At 50.9% G+C, this 17,791-nt stretch carries 16 protein-coding genes; 4 read left to right on the top strand and 12 right to left on the bottom strand.

Translation table 11 applies throughout. The features are described from left to right. Nucleotides 1–75: 75 nt before the first annotated feature. Nucleotides 76–903, bottom strand: a complete 828-nt coding sequence (locus NYE54_RS05180; RefSeq protein ID WP_076325574.1) for an alpha/beta fold hydrolase — start codon at nt 901–903, stop codon at nt 76–78. Nucleotides 904–1,289: 386 nt separating this feature from the next. Then, entirely contained in the window at nt 1,290–1,544 is a 255-nt protein-coding gene (locus tag NYE54_RS05175; protein WP_339270531.1) for a hypothetical protein, read from the bottom strand. Nucleotides 1,545–1,956: 412 nt separating this feature from the next. Here NYE54_RS05175 and NYE54_RS05170 point away from each other — a divergent pair, with 412 nt between their 5' ends. The 3 genes from NYE54_RS05170 (at nt 1,957) to NYE54_RS05160 (ending at nt 4,022) form a co-directional block, all read left to right on the top strand. Next, complete coding sequence (locus NYE54_RS05170) at nt 1,957–2,292, top strand: PadR family transcriptional regulator (RefSeq protein WP_076325576.1); 336 nt, start codon at nt 1,957–1,959, stop codon at nt 2,290–2,292. A gap of 2 nt (nt 2,293–2,294) precedes the next feature. Continuing rightward, nucleotides 2,295–2,957: a DUF1129 family protein gene (locus tag NYE54_RS05165; protein WP_098742035.1), complete on the top strand. Its 663-nt coding sequence runs from the start codon at nt 2,295–2,297 to the stop codon at nt 2,955–2,957. A gap of 126 nt (nt 2,958–3,083) precedes the next feature. Beyond that, nucleotides 3,084–4,022, top strand: coding sequence for a hypothetical protein (locus NYE54_RS05160; RefSeq protein ID WP_339270529.1), 939 nt, complete (start codon nt 3,084–3,086; stop codon nt 4,020–4,022). Between the two features lie 121 nt (nt 4,023–4,143). Here the strand turns inward: NYE54_RS05160 and ilvA are convergent, their stop codons facing one another. The 6 genes from ilvA to NYE54_RS05130 form a co-directional block, all read right to left on the bottom strand. Then, the gene (ilvA, locus tag NYE54_RS05155) at nt 4,144–5,409 is read right to left on the bottom strand and encodes a threonine ammonia-lyase IlvA (protein WP_076325579.1); all 1,266 of its coding nucleotides are present in this window, start codon (nt 5,407–5,409) and stop codon (nt 4,144–4,146) included. A gap of 213 nt (nt 5,410–5,622) precedes the next feature. Continuing rightward, nucleotides 5,623–5,799: a hypothetical protein gene (locus NYE54_RS05150; protein WP_339270526.1), complete on the bottom strand. Its 177-nt coding sequence runs from the start codon at nt 5,797–5,799 to the stop codon at nt 5,623–5,625. A gap of 150 nt (nt 5,800–5,949) precedes the next feature. Continuing rightward, nucleotides 5,950–6,564 carry an alpha/beta hydrolase gene (locus NYE54_RS05145; protein ID WP_339270524.1) on the bottom strand — a complete coding sequence of 205 codons (615 nt, stop codon included), beginning with the start codon at nt 6,562–6,564 and terminating at the stop codon, nt 5,950–5,952. A gap of 487 nt (nt 6,565–7,051) precedes the next feature. Beyond that, nucleotides 7,052–7,759, bottom strand: coding sequence for a PIG-L family deacetylase (locus NYE54_RS05140; protein ID WP_098742029.1), 708 nt, complete (start codon nt 7,757–7,759; stop codon nt 7,052–7,054). A 35-nt stretch (nt 7,760–7,794) separates the two neighbouring features. Then, nucleotides 7,795–8,751, bottom strand: a complete 957-nt coding sequence (locus tag NYE54_RS05135; RefSeq protein WP_339270521.1) for a GNAT family N-acetyltransferase — start codon at nt 8,749–8,751, stop codon at nt 7,795–7,797. A gap of 322 nt (nt 8,752–9,073) precedes the next feature. Further along, a complete protein-coding gene (locus NYE54_RS05130; RefSeq protein WP_339270519.1) occupies nt 9,074–10,219 on the bottom strand; it encodes a serine hydrolase domain-containing protein in 1,146 nt (381 codons plus the stop codon). A 436-nt stretch (nt 10,220–10,655) separates the two neighbouring features. On the opposite strand from NYE54_RS05130, the gene NYE54_RS05125 reads away from it, so the two are divergent. Then, nucleotides 10,656–12,797 (top strand): alpha-amylase family glycosyl hydrolase, encoded by a 2,142-nt coding sequence (locus NYE54_RS05125; protein ID WP_339270517.1) that lies wholly within the window; start codon nt 10,656–10,658, stop codon nt 12,795–12,797. Between the two features lie 201 nt (nt 12,798–12,998). Here the strand turns inward: NYE54_RS05125 and NYE54_RS05120 are convergent, their stop codons facing one another. From NYE54_RS05120 to NYE54_RS05105, 4 genes are all read right to left on the bottom strand, one after another. Further along, entirely contained in the window at nt 12,999–13,202 is a 204-nt protein-coding gene (locus NYE54_RS05120; RefSeq protein WP_339270515.1) for a hypothetical protein, read from the bottom strand. 260 nt (nt 13,203–13,462) lie between these two features. Beyond that, nucleotides 13,463–15,499, bottom strand: coding sequence for a methyl-accepting chemotaxis protein (locus tag NYE54_RS05115; protein ID WP_339270513.1), 2,037 nt, complete (start codon nt 15,497–15,499; stop codon nt 13,463–13,465). A gap of 130 nt (nt 15,500–15,629) precedes the next feature. Continuing rightward, entirely contained in the window at nt 15,630–16,472 is an 843-nt protein-coding gene (locus NYE54_RS05110) for a sugar ABC transporter permease (protein WP_076325595.1), read from the bottom strand. Next, nucleotides 16,472–17,785: a sugar ABC transporter permease gene (locus NYE54_RS05105; protein ID WP_076325596.1), complete on the bottom strand. Its 1,314-nt coding sequence runs from the start codon at nt 17,783–17,785 to the stop codon at nt 16,472–16,474. The genes NYE54_RS05110 and NYE54_RS05105 overlap by 1 nt, the downstream gene beginning before the upstream one ends. Nucleotides 17,786–17,791: the final 6 nt, after the last annotated feature.

Below are 17,791 nucleotides of genomic sequence, written 5' to 3'. Positions count from 1 at the left end.
ATGCCACCTCCAGCTTCAAAATCAAGGGACAACTCTATTGTACCGTTAAATCGCCCAATATGCCAAATAACTCCCTTAAATCATCCAGTGCTGCCACTCCTGCTGAATGTTCTCCTGTTCGTTCAACCAATCCCGTGTCCGCTCTAGGAGCAGCTCGCGCTGAGGCCCGGCGGAATACGTGTGATCGGCTTGGAAGATGATCTCCTTATCACAGCGGCCTTCCTGGCGCATCCAGAACACTTTTTGATACAAAAATGCGTAATCGACCGGAATGACTTCATCTGAGGTACCATGTATCACCAGCACATTGCCCGTAAACTTGATCGCTTCCTGGAAAGGCTGACCCTGTGCCAACGAATCGAAAAAGACCGGGGTAAACGAGTATCCCAAATAATCAGCGGTTCCCGACTTAACAGAGGTGTCGTACACATCGCGACCAGTGATTTTGACAATATCGTTGAACGGATAACCTACCGCAGACCACAGAATCAGATTCTTCACCCGCCGGTCACGAACGGCGGTCTGCAGGGCGACAGCGCCACCCAAGCTATGTCCGATGAGTGTGATGCGCGTCGGATCGACATCGGCACAGCTGAGTCCATAATCGAGAACGGAACGCGTCTGGGCAATCATCGAGTCGAGCCCCTCGCTTCCGTAATTGCCAGAGCTCTCCCCGCATCCGATATAATCGAACCGGATTACCATGTACCCGTCATCGGCAAACTCACGCGCCGTTTTGACAAACAGCCGGTCCACGCCGATCCGGCTTCCAACAAAGCCGTGGCAGATGATGACCAACGGTACCCGATTGCACCTGCCTCCTTGGGCCGCTTCCTTCAACGGGTAATGGATGGTTGCCGTAAGTTCTTCTTGATTATGCCGGATTGTAATTTGCCGCTCCATGCCGATTCCTCCTTGCGATAACACGCCTTAATCATAATATTAACAATTCCGATAAGTTTAATATGAATTAGATAAACCTATCTTAGCATCGTGATTATGGATTGTCAACGCAAATGGCAGACGGTGAGCTACAATGCAATGTGAGATGCATGTAGAAATCGGCTGTATTCAGTAATTCAGCCTTCTACTAAAGCTCCATCGGTTATGAAGCACAGACCATTCAACCTCTACTTATACAATAGACAAACGTGACATCGTTCTCCTAAACTATAGTTCCGCCCAGTTCTCCGAACCATTCAACCTCCACTCACGGCTTTGCAAACCCCAGCATGCGTCTTATTTTGTCCACTTCAATCTTCATCAGCTTTCACACCGCACCTTCAGCCTTACTCATAGCTCTGGCGAAACATCGCATGGGTCTCTTCTCGTCCGCTCCAATCATTCATCCAGGTCTTCCCAATGGGGTCGTTCTCCCATAAGCTTGATGCGGAAAGATCCGTTTCATCATCCCCGGAGGTGTATCCCCCTTCAGGCTGGCCAAATATCCCATCCGCTGTACTGCTGCCTGCGACAACCTCTTGCCCATTGGCCGGCACAGCGTCTCCACCATGCAATTCATCGTCATAAAAGTTAGCACTCACCTAAAGAACTCCTCCTTCTTACCCCTAAATGTTTAGAGGGTCGTCTATTGCTTCAGAATGCTTATTATTGTGAAATAGGAACGGCAGAATTATACCTGGTTCACGAATACGACATGGATTATTTACGCTACCTTGCATTGCAAGTATGCTGCTGGTATGATATATTGCATAACAAGGTAGCTGAAAGGGACGTCCGTTTTGTAGGGATCAAGGTTTTGCTATTCGTTATTCACAATTGTAATTCGCCATTGTCATTGCAAATTGCCATTCACTATTGCCGTTGCCATTGTCATTCTCATCCGACATCACTGTCAATTCGTCACTCGGCATTTATCATTCTCATTTGCAGCCCAGCCTAAATGCGCCCCTCTACCTTGCATAGCAATATACTTGAAGGAGGATAACCCCATTCATGACCACCCAAAGTCAAATGCTAAAAGGCATTCTCGAAGGCTGCATTCTCTCGCTTATGGAGCATCGGGAGGTATATGGTTATGAGATTAGCACGCTGCTGGAAGACAGCGGACTAACGTTTGTAAGCGAAGGCAGCATTTATCCCCTGCTGCTTCGTATGCAGAAAGACCAGCTTATCGAAGGGACACTGCGGCCTGCGCCCGGTGCCGGGGGACCGCCCCGTAAATATTACAATCTGACCGATAAAGGTCTGCATGTTCTTCAACAATTCAAGGAACATTGGGGAACGCTTAAAGATAGTGTGGACCATATTCTTACCCGTGGAGGACAGTGAAGATGAATACCAAACAGATGATCAAAGAGAACAACCGACTCCAGGATGCCATGACGCCTGACAATCTTAGCTATTACCAAGACATGGTGGTCTATATCCGCAGCAGCTTCGTGCAGGAGCAAAAAGGCGAGGAACTGCTGCTTGAAATCGCCCAGCACCTGCTGGATGCCCAAGCCAAGGGCAGGAGCGCCGAGGATGTGTTCGGAAGCGATCCCGAATCCTACTGCAAGGAGCTCGTGGAGCAGCTGCCAAAAATAAAAGGCCTGAGCAGTCTCCAATACCATTTCATGATCCCTTGGATTGCCTTAACCTGGTTTTTCTTCGTCCAAGCGCTGGTCGGATTCATCACGATGTGGGCCGGAGGGCCGGTTGAGCGCATGACGCAGGTACGTATTTCCACCCTGATTTTGATAGCAGGCGGTTCCTATGTGCTTATCCACGCATTGTTAAGATGGATGAAGAGCGACACCTTCAAGCCGGAGGAGGACAAGCGCAAGATTAATGTTCGCAATATGGGAATTTATGTCGCCATCACCGTATTGATTCTGGTAGCCGGCGTGTGGCTGGGACGGCTGCTGCCGGTTCTGACAATAGCGCCATGGATCAGTCTCGTCATATTCCTGGTCGGAATCGCCGGGACGAAACTGCTTTTTTCGAGCAAATAATACAAACTCGTCATGGATTTGCGGCCGGAGCTTAACAAAATCTTTAATATTTTTTCGATCAATGTAAACTAATGTTCTATAGAAGATGATAGGATAAGAGTAATGTGTGGTAAGGGAGGAATATATATGTCAAAATCCAAAAAATCCGCGATTGCTGCCATCCTTGCACTTATTCTATCGATCCAGACCGGCGTCATCGCTAACGCAGCAACTGCATCCGTATCCCAAGCTAGTTCAACCGCCGTCTCAAGCATAGCTACCGCCTTCGGCAATGCGGTGTACAACAAAGCCAGTAAACTGCTGAAGGAATCCGATGTGGCTTATGCCAAGTCTTACATCACCAAGCATATCCGCAGCGTAACCACGTATCAGGCGACCATGCTGGTGCTCAAACTGGAGAACGCGATGAATGATGCGCTCCCGGCAAAAACCGACAAGGTGTATGAAATCGGCATTCAGGATAAACTGATGAACCTGTACAAATACGGGGAGCCGATTAACACCACCATTAACAAAGCCAAGGACGACACGCTGCGCAAGGTGCTCATCAACCTGCGAGACAGCGGCTACAGACTGTATACGACCGAAGGCGTCATCTTCCCGATTATTGACTATACGACACTGAAACCATACAAGCCTTACATTAATAAGGATCTTCAAGCCTATATCGACATCATGATCGTGGAGTCCGAGAAGCCTGCGGTCAGTGATGCGGCCTTGGTCATCCCTTGGTCCGAGGTCATTGAACGCGGACTTTCGCAGGAGGCTTTTATCACGGCATATCCCAAATCAAACCGGGCCGCTGATGTGAAGCTGAAGCTTCGTTTTACCGAGCTAAGCTTATTCTATGGCTACAACAATACGCCACTGTTCAAGTACGAGGACAATCTGCTCGATCCGGAAGTGGGGCAAGCCTTCGATAACGTCCTTAAGGACAGCGACGCCGTCTCCAAAAGCGCTCTTCTGAAAAAGCTGAAGTCCTGGTCTGAAGTACTTGAGAGCAACAAGGACAAGTTGACCCAGGAGGTTGAGCAGTATCGTGCGAAGGCGGTTCCGCTCGACTAGACGAACGAACTACAAACCATTCCCTATGTTCAGCAGGATCACCAACCTAATGAATAGGTATGAAAAAAAGCCGGATTCCCGTTTATAGGAGAATCCGGCTTTTGATCGTGGTCTGTGCCTCTTAAATCAGCAGATTGAACAGGTTCATGTTCTTGTTAAGCTCCGTATAATCCAGACCCTTGCGCTGCATCCGCTCTACCAGCGGACCGTAATCCTCGGGCCTTAACAGCTCGATGCCCACCAGGGCAGGTCCGTCTTCCTTGTTATGCTTCTTCGTGTATTCAAAGCGTGCGATATCGTCGTCTGGACCTAGCACTTCTTCCAGAAACTCGCGGAGTGCTCCCGCACGCTGCGGGAAGTTAATCATGAAGTAATGCTTCAGCCCTTCATATATTAAGGAGCGCTCCTTGATTTCCTGCATCCGGTCGATATCGTTATTGCCGCCGCTGATGATGCATACCACCGTTTTTCCGCGAATCCGGTCCCGATTCATATCCAGCGCAGCCACGGCCAGCGACCCGGCAGGCTCGACAACGATCGCATTCTCGTTATACAGTTCCAGAATGGTGGTGCAGGCTTTTCCTTCCGGAACCGTCACGATGTCATCGACCAACTCGCAACATATATCATAAGTCAGCTGTCCGACACGCTTCACGGCGGCGCCATCCACGAATTTGTCGATCTCATGCATCGTGACGACCTCGCCCTGCTTCTTGGATTCGATCATGGATGCGGCCCCAAGCGGTTCAACGCCAATGACTTGTGTCGCTGGGCTGACGGTTTTGACATACGTTGCCACGCCTGCGGCAAGACCCCCACCGCCAATAGTAACAAACATATAATCCGGTGCGTCCAGCTCCTCCATAACCTCCATCCCGATCGTGCCATTGCCCGCGATAATCTTCGCTTCATCAAACGGGTGAATAAAGGTCATGCCATACTCATCGCAGGCCTTGATCGCTTCAGCATAAGCATCGTCAAAGGTATCCCCTATCAGAATGACCTCAACACTGCCCCCGCCAAAACGCTTCACCTGCTTCACCTTCTGATTCGGGGTCGTACTTGGCATATAAATCTTGCCTTTAATATTCAGCGCATTACAGGAGAAAGCTACCCCCTGCGCATGGTTTCCCGCACTGGCGCACACAATTCCGTTGCCCCGTTCCTCATCCGACAAGCTGCGAATCATATTGTAAGCGCCACGGATCTTGAAGGAGCGAACCACCTGCAAGTCCTCGCGTTTCAAATACACTTCGCAGTCATACTTTGCCGATAGCACAGCGTCCCGCTGCAGCGGTGTCCGCACGATCACTTCACGAAGCACGTGGTGTGCGCGTACGATGTCCTCCATGCTGACTGCCCGTTTTGCCGTATACGTCTCTTCCATTCTCTCGATCACACTCCCACTTCGCTGCCAGGTAAACGTTGATCCTTCCGCTACCCTTATTTACGTATTTCTATCATTGTATCACTTTTCATGAAAATATCTCGCCCTTTTCTGGCAAGCTTTCGTAAAAGAGTCATTTTCGCAACAAGCATTAGCCGGGATGCACAGCTGACACCCGTATATGGCTATGAAGGATCGGACCTTCCCTCGGAATCATGAATCGGCAAACCCCAGCACAAGCGTAGCCAATATCGGGAACAGCACCAAAATGATGACCCCGATCAGCATCGGGCTTACAAATGCGATTTCCCATGCATTCTCGCTCGCCTGCAAAAAACCTCGGGGCTTGTGCCTGCCCGTCGTTTGCGGAGCAGGTTTCTTCATCTCCATCGTTTGCCATGTCGGCCCCCCTCGATTGTTTATTTTTCGATTGGGTTAAGTATATAAAAAAATACCGCCAACGTTTTGACGGTATTTTGATCATATTGGTTTTCATTTTTACTTTTTGGAGCAGTGCCGAGAAAAGTATCCGTCTTTATATTATTGGAACTTCTCCTTAAACCAAGCCGCAGCCATCCCAACCTCTGCGCGGCTGAGCTGATGCCCCCCGTTCTCCCAATGAAGCTTCACGTCCGCACCTGCCGCGCTAAGAAGTTCATTCAGATCCTCACTCTCCTGAGGGGTGCACATTGGATCACGCCGACCGGCGGCGATGAAGACGGGAACGCCAGTCAAATCCGGTAAGGTCTTATCCCGCAGCGGAACCATCGGATGGTGGAGAATGGCCCCTTGCAGCGCATCTCCTTCGTGGAACAGCAGGCTGGCGGCAATATTGGCGCCGTTCGAATACCCAACCGCTACAATACGGCTGCGGTCAAAACCATATTCGTCAGCTGCCCAGTTCAGGAATTCATTCAGATCCTGCGTACGTTTTACGAGATCTTCTACGTCAAACACGCCTTCAGCCAGACGACGGAAAAATCTCGGCATGCCGTTCTCCAGCACGTTCCCGCGGACACCGAGCACATTCGATGCGGGCGAGACCATCTCGGCCAGCGGCAGCAAATCCTCCTCGTTCCCCCCCGTACCGTGCAGCAATAGTAAGGTTGGTGCCTCGGGAGAAGTTCCCTGGCGATAAATATGCGTATGTTCCATTTGCATTGTCTCCTTTCGATTTCTTATATGGTTAGATTCCGTTTTACAACATGAATGTAGAATGCCCTGGAATACCCCGATAGGACTAAAGACTGCCCTGAAAATCACATCATAAACTAGGCCGCAATCACATCGTAGGCTGCCCTAAAATTCGCCTTAATATCTTTAATTTAAGATTCTTTAAATACATAATACCACGGAATTAAAAAAATGCAACCACCTTTCCGCATCTCCGCCAGGGCTGCAATCGGAAACGCTTTGTCGCCATTTTCCTCAACCATTGACAAACGAAAAGAGAGGAAGCCTCCATATGGAAGACTTCCTCTCCTGTTTGTATTCTCTATATGATTCCGTACGTGTTCCCCCGTAACATCACTCATTATATCAAAAGTTATGTATAATGTCAGTGGATGTTTTGGTATTTCTCACAATTTTTTTGTGATATTGTTAGCGATTATTCCAGTTAATTGGATTAAAAACCATATATTCAGAAAAATTGTAACCGTTTGGTCAACGCGCCTCTCGGAACAGCGAAGGCCTGGGCGCGCTTGAAGTTCACCGGAGCTCCCCTCACAATCGTAAGCGCCTTGTAATATTCAATGAACGGGAAGCCGTAGGTTTCCCCGCGTGCATAAGCATATACGTTCATAGCTCTTACCCACGTTTCATAGGCTTCGTCCGGAATATCGATAAACACCTCGGGGTGAAAATCATACGGGTCCTCCCAATTGTCCGCATAGTATAAATGCTGGGCATAATGGGCCGGAAGCTCGCGTTCAATCGTCTTGAGCCCCGCATAGAAGCGGGCGTCCTCTACAATGTAATGGGTATTGGAGTGATCCTTATGGATGCTCTCCTTCCAATGCGTAATGATGATATCGGGTTTCACTTCCCGTATGACGTCCGCTACCTGATATTTCACTTCCTCATCGAGTGGCAGCTCGGCATCCTTGTAAGCAAGGAACCGGACATCCGCGCCAACGATATCGGCAAACCGGTGAGCTTCGTCAATCTTCTGCTTCGCGTACTCCTCCGGCGTCAGACGAGGGTGTCCCTTCTCCCCTGGCGTTAAGTGAAGAAACGTTGCTTTGTGGCCAGCCTGCGTGTATTTGGCGATCACGGCTCCTGCCGTAAGATCCATATCGCCCGCATGTCCGCCAATCGCCAATATATGATGCTGCTTTGCTTCCGTCACATCGGATCTCCCCTTTGTATGAAAAGTGGTAATATCTATCGAAGCGTTTTGCTCATAATATCGAACCGGCGCGTCACGTGAAATCCGGCTTTGCGGTACAAATGCCCTGCCGGGCTTTGTTCGCCCGTCCAGAGGAACCAGGCTCCATGGAGCCCCTGCGCCCGCATGAGGGCGAGGCAATCATATAACAGAATTTTGCCAAGGCCCTTCCCTTGCATCGACGGGTCCACGCCAAACGGACCAAAGCGTTCAGCCACACCTTCATATCCGTTATGCAGGCAGAATCCCACCAGCTTTCCTTGATCGCGCGCGATCAGGATCTGATCCGTACTTAATCGCTGCAGCAGTCCCTCACGAATCGCCCGGCCCCAATCCGGGTTAAACACGTCCGTCGCAAAATCGATCAGCTCCACCAGATCGCTGTCCTGAGCCAGCATGAAAGTGAAGCCTTCTTGCTCTCGCTGCCGCTTTAGCTCCACAACCTCCGGCGGCATATGAAAATCGACCAGGGAGCGATCCATCGCAACCGCCGTGTAATTGCGGGTAAAGCCGCTTGCCGCAAGCCACGCCAAGCCCTCTGGATAGCGCTCGCCATCGATTCCCGGAACGATATAATTCGGGGCATACGAGGAGAAAAAGACTTTGCTGCGTCCATGATCGCGAAGATAGTCTTCGCCGTCCTGCAGCAGCCGCGATGCCACCCCCTGTCTTCGAACCGATGGATCGGTATAGAAGAAGGTAATCCAGCCGTGATCCAGCTCCAGTTCGGTTCCGATCATCGGCAGCCTCCGGCGTACCGCATACAGGACGCCAACCATGCGGCCCTCCTGCTCCGCAATCCGCAGTCCTTGCGGATCAAAATTCGGATCGAGCAGCACCAAATTCCGAAAGCGAAGCCGAGTCATGAGATCTCCCGGTAAGCAGGCATTCCACAGAGTAGTGATAGCGTCTTCGTCTCCAGGCCGGTAAGGTCTGTAGGTTACACTCGTCATTACGTATTCCCTCCTTATAATCGTAATTCATAGGATTCGCTTGGATTCGCTTGGATTCGCTTCAATTGCCGCGAACGGAATGCAACCGGTTGATCTTAATTAAGGAAGACTTCCATATGGCTATACGGGACATCAATGTACGAGCTCCCCTAAATGTATCGGCTCAATTGGCCATTCCTTAAGTTCATCCGGCGTTATATCGCCCCCGCGTTGCTGCCGAAACGAAAACCGCTATTTATACATCGTGCGCACTGCTCCCTGCACACGGTGCGTTGTCCGGGGGCATGCTTGGATGGCTGTCGCCCTATGCTGGAGCCTCGTCTTACCATGCCACGGCTCCTGTCAAAGCGTTATGAACCTGGGCCCGCAGCTGAGCCACGCTGCTGCCCCGCCCCCCGTATACGCGGTTTGTCAGCAGAACGACCGCAAGATCCAACTCGGGATCGATCCACATGCTGGTTCCGGTAAAGCCGGTATGTCCGTAACAGCCAGGACCCATCCAATCACCGGAAGCATCCATCTTATCCCCTTTCAGTACCCACCCCAGACCACGGTTGGTGCCATCAATATGTCCCGTATGGGTACGAGTGGCCGCAATGGCCGCAGCCCGAGATAAGATGCGGGAGTCGCCGCCCCCCGACTCTGAACCCGCCGTTGCCGGGATCGCCCCTTGTTCCAGCCACATTCGGGCATAGTGCAGCAGATCTCCTGCGGTGGCAAACAAGCCGGCATGGCCGCATACACCACCCAAGGCCCGCGCCTTCTCGTCATGTACGATCCCGCACAGATGATCCTGGATGGTATTCTCATACTCCGTTGCGGCATAGCGGCCGGGCTGTTCCAGCGCAGGAGTCAGCGTGGCATGACGCATGCCGAGTGGATCTAACACCCGTCCCTTTACTGCTTGGTCTAATGGAATTTCCAGCGACTTCTCAATAATGCGGCCAAGCGCCAAATATCCCAAATCGCTGTAAATCACTTCGGTATCCGGCTTAGTCGCGAGCGGCGCGGTAAGAACGACATCCCACATCTGCTCCCTATCCCAGCCCTGCGAGTGCAGGTTCATATCCGCCTGGAGCCCGGAAGTATGCGTCAGCAGCTGGCCTACCGTAATCTCTTCTTTTCCTGCCGTTCCGAATGAAGGCAGAATGTCACTCACTTTTGTGCTTAGGGTCAAGACTCCCTCATCAATCAATTGCAGAATCAACGGGAGCGTAACCACCACCTTCGTTAAGGACGCACAATCGTATAACGTATCCTTGCTGGCCGGCACAGGCTGGCCCTGCTTCGGCTTGGGGTTGGCATAACCGGCACTATAGGACCACTGCTTGCCTTCATGCATAACACCCAGTACGGCTCCCGGTGTCGTACCTGCGGCAATCTCGCGTTCAATGGCGGCGCAAGCCGACTTCACTCCCTTGATTCCCAATCCAAGCTGCTCTGCACCAGCCTCCGCATGATGCTCCATTGTTATTCCCTCCTTTACATCAAGTCCTTGTGTCGGATCAACTGAAAAACAAACATGCCATCCGCATCAACAGCTTCTTCGAAAAATGTAAACGTTTCCTAAACCTATTATATGACCCATAAAATTTTGTTTCAATAATATTTAATAATTATAAAATTTAATTTCAACATACCCGACATGAATTTTCCTTTTATTTGGATATTACGTATTGACACTTGAATTCGCTTTCATTTACAATATTGTTGAAATCAAACACTCGCATAATTTAAGGGCCATGCATTCCGTAACCGCACACCCGGTATGGAACAACCCCGGTTTCTCTACAGGAGATTCCGGGGTTTTTTGTTGCCCGATTTTGTATGGGAGGTGATGCTCAAGCAGCCGATAAGCTAGTAAAACCAGCCTTCTCTTTATCAACTACATAGGAGGAATTACGATGAAAAAGTTTTACAAACTGACAACTGCTCTTGCCCTTAGCTTGTCCCTGGTCCTGAGCTTGCTTGGCCCAGCCCATGCAGCCCCGGATACCTCGGTATCCAACAAGCAAAATTTCAGCACGGATGTCATTTATCAAATCTTTACGGACCGTTTCTCCGACGGCAATGCTGCCAACAACCCGACCGGACCTGCCTTTGACGGTACCTGTACCAATCTGAGGCTGTACTGCGGCGGTGACTGGCAAGGGATCATTAACAAAATCAATGACGGCTACCTGACCGGCATGGGCGTTACCGCCATCTGGATCTCCCAGCCTGTCGAGAACATCTACAGCGTCATCAACTATTCCGGCGTGAACAACACCGCTTATCATGGCTATTGGGCCAGAGACTTCAAGAAAACGAATCCGGCTTACGGCACGATCGCCGATTTCCAGAATCTCATCGCTGCCGCTCATGCCAAGAATATTAAAGTCATCATCGACTTCGCACCGAACCACACCTCTCCCGCTTCCTCGGACCAGCCGTCGTTCGCGGAGAACGGCAAGCTGTACAACAACGGCACCCTGCTCGGCGGATACACAAACGATACGCAGAATTTATTCCATCATAACGGGGGCACCGATTTCTCAACGACAGAGAACGGAATTTACAAAAACCTGTATGACCTTGCCGACCTGAACCACAACAACAGCACCGTGGATACCTACCTGAAAGATGCCATCAAAATGTGGCTCGATCTGGGCATTGACGGCATTCGAATGGACGCGGTGAAACATATGCCGTTTGGCTGGCAGAAGAGTTTCATGGCTACCGTCAACAACTACAAGCCTGTCTTCACCTTCGGCGAATGGTTCCTCGGCGTGAACGAAGTGAGTGCCGAGAATCATAAGTTCGCCAACGAATCCGGCATGAGCCTGCTGGACTTCCGTTTCGCACAAAAGGTACGCCAAGTGTTCAGGGACAACACCGACAATATGTACGGTCTGAAGTCCATACTGGAGGGCTCGGCCACCGATTATGCCCAAGTGGAGGATCAGGTCACGTTCATCGATAACCATGATATGGAGCGGTTCCACAACAGCAGCGACAACCGCCGCAAGCTGGAACAGGCTTTGGCCTTCACGCTCACCTCGCGCGGGGTGCCAGCGATCTATTACGGAACCGAACAATACATGTCCGGTGGCAACGACCCAGACAACCGGGCACGGATTCCTTCTTTCTCTACGACGACTACAGCTTACCAAGTAATTAAAAAGCTGGCCCCATTGCGCAAGTCCAATCCGGCCATCGCCTATGGAACGACGCAGGAGCGCTGGATCAACAATGATGTCCTGATCTATGAACGTAAATTCGGCAACAACGTGGCGCTTATCGCTGTCAACCGCAACGTGAACACACCGGTTTCCATTACGGGATTGGCGACTTCATTGCCTGCCGGCAGCTATACCGACGTGCTGGGCGGACTTCTAAACGGCAACAGCTTGACCGTTGGCACAGGCGGAGCAGCTTCCAACTTTACGCTGGCTGCCGGCGGTACGGCCGTATGGCAATATACCACGGCCGTGACTTCGCCAACGATCGGGCACGTAGGCCCGATGATGGCCAAACCGGGCGCAACCATCACCATTGACGGCCGCGGCTTCGGCGCAACCAAAGGCACGGTATACTTCGGCTCAACGGCCGTAACGGGTGCTAACGTTACAGCATGGGAGGACACGCAGATCAAAGTGAAAATCCCTACGGTTGCCGGTGGCGTATATAACATCAAAGTCGCCAATAGCGCTGGCACTTCAAGCAATGTGCACGACAACTTCGAAGTGCTGACCGGGGATCAAGTCAGCGTCCGGTTTGTGGTAAACAATGCCACCACCGCACTTGGACAAAACGTGTACCTGGCAGGCAGCGTAAGCGAGCTTGGCAATTGGGACCCTGCCAAAGCTGTCGGGCCGTTGTACAACCAAGTCATCTACCAATACCCAACCTGGTACTACGACGTCAGCGTGCCGGCCGGTAAAACCATCGAATTCAAATTCCTGAAAAAACAAGGCTCGACGGTAACATGGGAGGGCGGATCGAACCATACCTTCACCGCTCCAGCAAGCGGCACAGCCACCATCAACGTGAACTGGCAGCCGTAAGCCCGTAAGAACGTACTATTCCTTCATCGCTCCAGCGAGGCACGGCCACCATTAATGTGAACTGGCAGCCGTAAGCCCGCAGGAACGTATCATTCCTTCACCGCTCCGGCCAGCAGAAACGCCCCTATTTTATGCGAAGGAGTGGCCCCTAAACAAAACCAGCTCCGGGACGATTCCCAGAGCTGGTTTTATTCATGCAGTTCATAATCTAGCAGGCAATAGCCCGTTACGCACGAAGTACCCCAACGTTCCCCGTGCTACATGAAGCGATTCCCAAAGGGAGAGCGTGCTCAGCAGGTAGTAACTCAACAAGCGTACGAGGTAGTTCAACGGTCTGGCGCTCAATCCCAGCACTCCCGAGCAGCACTCCCTCAACAAAAAGCCGATGAAGATGTTCCCCTTCATCGGCTCTTTTCCATCCCCACACCTTAGCGTAAGTGGTTGTGTGCATAGCACGCAGTAGCGAAAGAGGACGAATCGATTCACCACAAGCTTCAACGGAGCAGGCGGAATCATGGTGGAGAAACGAAGTGCTCCCCTTTATCCCCGGATTTCAACCATAAATATCATTCCAATAGAAATCCGGGGGTAACAGGGATTGGAAGCATGATCCGCATGCGGAGTGCTGCATAGCCATCACATCTTCGTGTAGTAATAGTAACCATTTACGTCCTAAACATCACCAATGACTTGCGCAAACCCTCCGACAGCTCCTCCAAGCGTGAAGACAGGGCAACCAGCTTCTCGCTCACCTTGAACTGCTCGGATGACATCGAAGCGACCTCCTCCGTGGCGGCGCTGGTCTCTTGCACGATCGAGCTCGCCTCCGAGATCGAGTCGGTCAGGGTAAACTGGGAACCGATCAGTACCTCGACCGAACGGGTCGATTCACGGATCTCGGCCAGAAGAGCATCCATCTCGTGGCGAACATGATCAAATACGCCCTGGGCTTCCTGCACCGAATGCAGCTGCTCGTCAAAGAGCGGCGATGCCGACGTCAAGGCATCCACGGAACCTTGCACTTCAGAGCGGATATCCTTGATCATCGCGCCTACGGTCTGGATCGATTCTTTGGAACGATCCGCCAAGCTCCGCACTTCATTGGCTACGACCATGAAGCCGCTGCCTGCTACCCCCGCACGGGCCGCTTCAATCGTCGCGTTAATGGACAGCACGTTGGTTTGATGCGTGATCTCCGACATCAGCTCCAATATTTTGTGGATCGACGAGGTATTCTCCTTCAGCTTCTCCGCATTCTGGACGATGGCCCGGTTTACCTGATTAATCCGCGTGGATTTCTCCACCAGATTGTCCATATGCCGCGCGCCCTCTCCCGTCACCACAAGCACCCGATCAGCCGCTGCCTCCATCACTTGATTCGAATCCGAAACCTTGCTCATCTGGACGCCAATGTTCTCAGCCAGCTGATTCTCCCGTTCGGCTTCCATCGCCAAGCTTGCGCTTCCCTGTGCAATCTGCTCCATAGCCGATGCAATCTCACCAGCCGTCAGCGAGGTTCTCTTCGATGCTTCTGCCAATTCCTCCGCCGTTGCCAGCACTTCCTTTGCGGAAGCATTCGTCTGATCGACCAAAGCCGAGATTTGCCCCATCATCCGGTTGAAGCTGTGTCCGAGACGACCAATTTCATCCGTACGCTGGAACTCGGTCCGAACCCTCAGGTTCCCCTGCTCTCCCTCTTCCATCAGACGGCACATCTGATTCAGCGGGCGGCCAATGGAACGCATCATATAATAGCCTATTAATATAGCGACCAGCACCGCGGCCACAATGACCGCAAGCGTTACAAACAATAGTTTGTCTGTGGCTTGCACGAAATCGCTAACGGGAGCAAATCCAACCATATGCCAAGGAGCCGTCTTCAGTGGCGTATACACTACCATCTGCTCATCGGCGGTGTAATAAATCCCTGCTTCCTCGGCATCTTGAGGGACCGTAATGGTGGACGGCTGCATCAGCTGGGCCGTGTCCATGTCGTGTACGATCCGGTTATCCTCGGCAACAATTCGCATCCGGCCATTGTTCCCTATTTTTAGATTGGTCAGCACCTCTCCGACCGCCTCGTTCTTGATATCGATCAGCAGGATATACTGCGCATTCGGATTCTTCAGGTTTTTCAGCAATCTCCCCATCGACATGGTGGCGGTTTTCTCGTTCTCCATAAAACCTTGAACCTCAGTGGGGAACCATACCGGTTCACCATCGGCCTGTATAATCCGGTCCATCTTCGCCTTCACGCCATCCGCGGATGACATTCCCGATAAGCCTGTTGAGTTATAAGAGCTTTGAGCTTGAAGATTGGGCGCAACCAGACGCATGCCCTGCAGACGTTTATCCGAAGAAGCCGTCCCATTCAATTTCTCTCGGATTCGGTTCTCAGCCTGCGTTTTGTCCCGAATGCCGATACCCGCACTACTCACCGTAACGAGGTCCTCGCGAAGCACCGTATCCAGCGCCCATTGCCGGGAAGCGGCTTCATATTGGGCCAGCAGAAAATCCAGCTTGTCCGTCGCCTGCATCATCTGCCCCGAAGTCGCTTCTGACACCTGATCCATTACCGTGTCCTTGGAGATGAAATACGATAATAACCCCAACGCCGAAGATAACAGCACGATCGTGGTAAAAAAGATAACAAACAGCTTCATCCCAACTGCTTTGAATTGAAAACGTCTCATCATGTTCATATGTATATGTCCCCCTGCATCGCATGTTTGAATGCAAAAAGACACAGCTAGCGGTTACTGGCTGTGTCTCTTCGCTGTTCTCTCTATCTATCTGTCTTATGATGAATCCATACGATTAGCTATCCGTTCATTACCCTTTGCTTGCACCAGCCGTCATGCCATCGACCAGCAAACGCTGCAGGAACACAAACAGCAGGGTGATCGGCAGTGCGATCAGCACCGATGCCGCTGCGAACAGCGTAAAGTTACTGTCTTGAGTCGAGTTGACGAGATCCCATAGACCGACGGCGAGCGTCCAGTTTTCTTTTGTCCGGAGCACGAGTCTGGCAAAGATAAAGTCTACCCACGGACCAACGAACAGGGTCAAGCCCATATACGTGATCATCGGCTTCGACAACGGCAGAATGATTTTGCGGAAAATCTGGAAATTGGTGGCTCCGTCGATCTTCGCCGCTTCATCCAAACTTCGCGGTATCGTATCCAGAAAGCCCTTCATGATCAGAGTTCCGCCTAGCGGCGCCCCTGCCGCATACACGATAATCATTGCCGCATGCGTATTCAGCAGATCCAGGGAGTTCAGCAGGATATACAAGGCGATCATACTCATGAAGCCTGGGAACATCCCCAGCACGAGAATGACCGATAGCGCATTCTGCCGGCCTTTAAACCGGAACCGGGATACCGCATAACTTGTAAGCAGAACAAGAATGGTCCCGATAATCATGGAGAATATCGCAATTTTCAATGTATTCATGTACCACGTGCCAAACAGAAAGCTTTGGGACGTAAACAATTCTTTATAATGACTGAGCGTAAAAGATTCTGGAATCAAGGATTTGCTGTACAACGACTTTCCGGGACGGAAAGAGGCCAGAATAATCCAGAGCGCCGGGTAAATACAACCGATCGCGATGATGACAAGCGTAATATAACTTGCCGTCAGACGAATCGCATTTCTCATTTTAATTCCCATTATTGGATCATATCCTCCTCTTTAAAGGATCTGGTTCTGCGATAATTGTAAATCGAGAAGGTCGCAATAATCATGAAGATGATAATACCGATGGCCGATGCCATGCTGTAGCGCTGCTGATCCAGCGTCAGTTTATAGAGCCAGGTTACCAGCAGGTCCGTCGCGCCCGCGTATTGATAGTCACCCACAACCGGGTTACCGTTCGTCAGGAGGAAAATCAAGTTAAAGTTATTGATATTACCGGCAAATTGCGTAATCAGTACCGGTGCCGTCGAGAACATAATCATCGGCAGGGTGATGATCTTGAATTTCTGGAATCCGGTCGCCCCATCCACATCGGCCGCTTCATAGAGATCCTTCGGAATCGTAGTCAGGACACTCATGACAAGAAGCATGGATACCGGGATACCTACCCACATATTGACGATAATAACGGTCACTTTGGCCCAGACCGGATCGGTCAGCCATGGCAGGCCTTCCAAACCGAAATATCTTAAATACTGGTTGATCGGTCCGAATTGCCCGTTAAACATATTACGCATCACTAGCAAAGAAATCAGCTGCGGAATCGCATATGGAATGATCAAAATGACACGCCATACGCCTTTGAAACGAATTCCCTTTTGTTGAATAAGCAGTGCAACAAGCACACCGCCAAAATACGTCGTTACTGTTGCCAGCACCGCCCAGATGATCGTCCAGGTCAGGACGCCGAAGAAGGTGTGGCTCCAGGATTTCAATGCAACGAGATTGGTAAAGGTTTTGAAACCAACCCAGTCAACCAGATTCGCCGGCGGCAGATTGTTTGGAGCGGAATAGTTGGTAAACGCCAGCATGACCATGAAGATAATCGGCATGACCGTAAAAAACAAAATACCAATCGCCGGCAGTGTCAGGAATGATTGCGCGAATTTCCATTCAAAAATATAATAAAGGGTCTGTCTGAAATTGTTGGGTTTTACACCCTGTTCCCTTAGTTTTCCAGCGTTATATGCGTTTTTGATATTGGCATAATATCCGATAAGAAAAATCGCAAACATAATCATGGTGATAAGTCCTTCAATCAGGAGATTGATGGAATGGTCACCTGCTACCATTTGGGTTAAACCGTTGACTTTCTCTAAATGGCTTCCCTGTTCCCCCAAAGTTGTCATTCCCCAGATGGCATCACCCAGGTTGTTGATGAAGTAATACAGACTGAATATACCTACGATAAGTAAAAGAACGCCTTTGATCCATTGTCGGTTGTAAAGCTGACCCAGACCCATACAGATGGCTGATAATACGGCTGCTGTCGTACGATGTTGACGCATGCTCCC

This window comes from Paenibacillus sp. FSL K6-1330, from assembly GCF_037976825.1.
GTDB lineage: Bacteria > Bacillota > Bacilli > Paenibacillales > Paenibacillaceae > Paenibacillus_AQ.
This window is presented reverse-complemented; position numbering and strand designations above follow the sequence as displayed.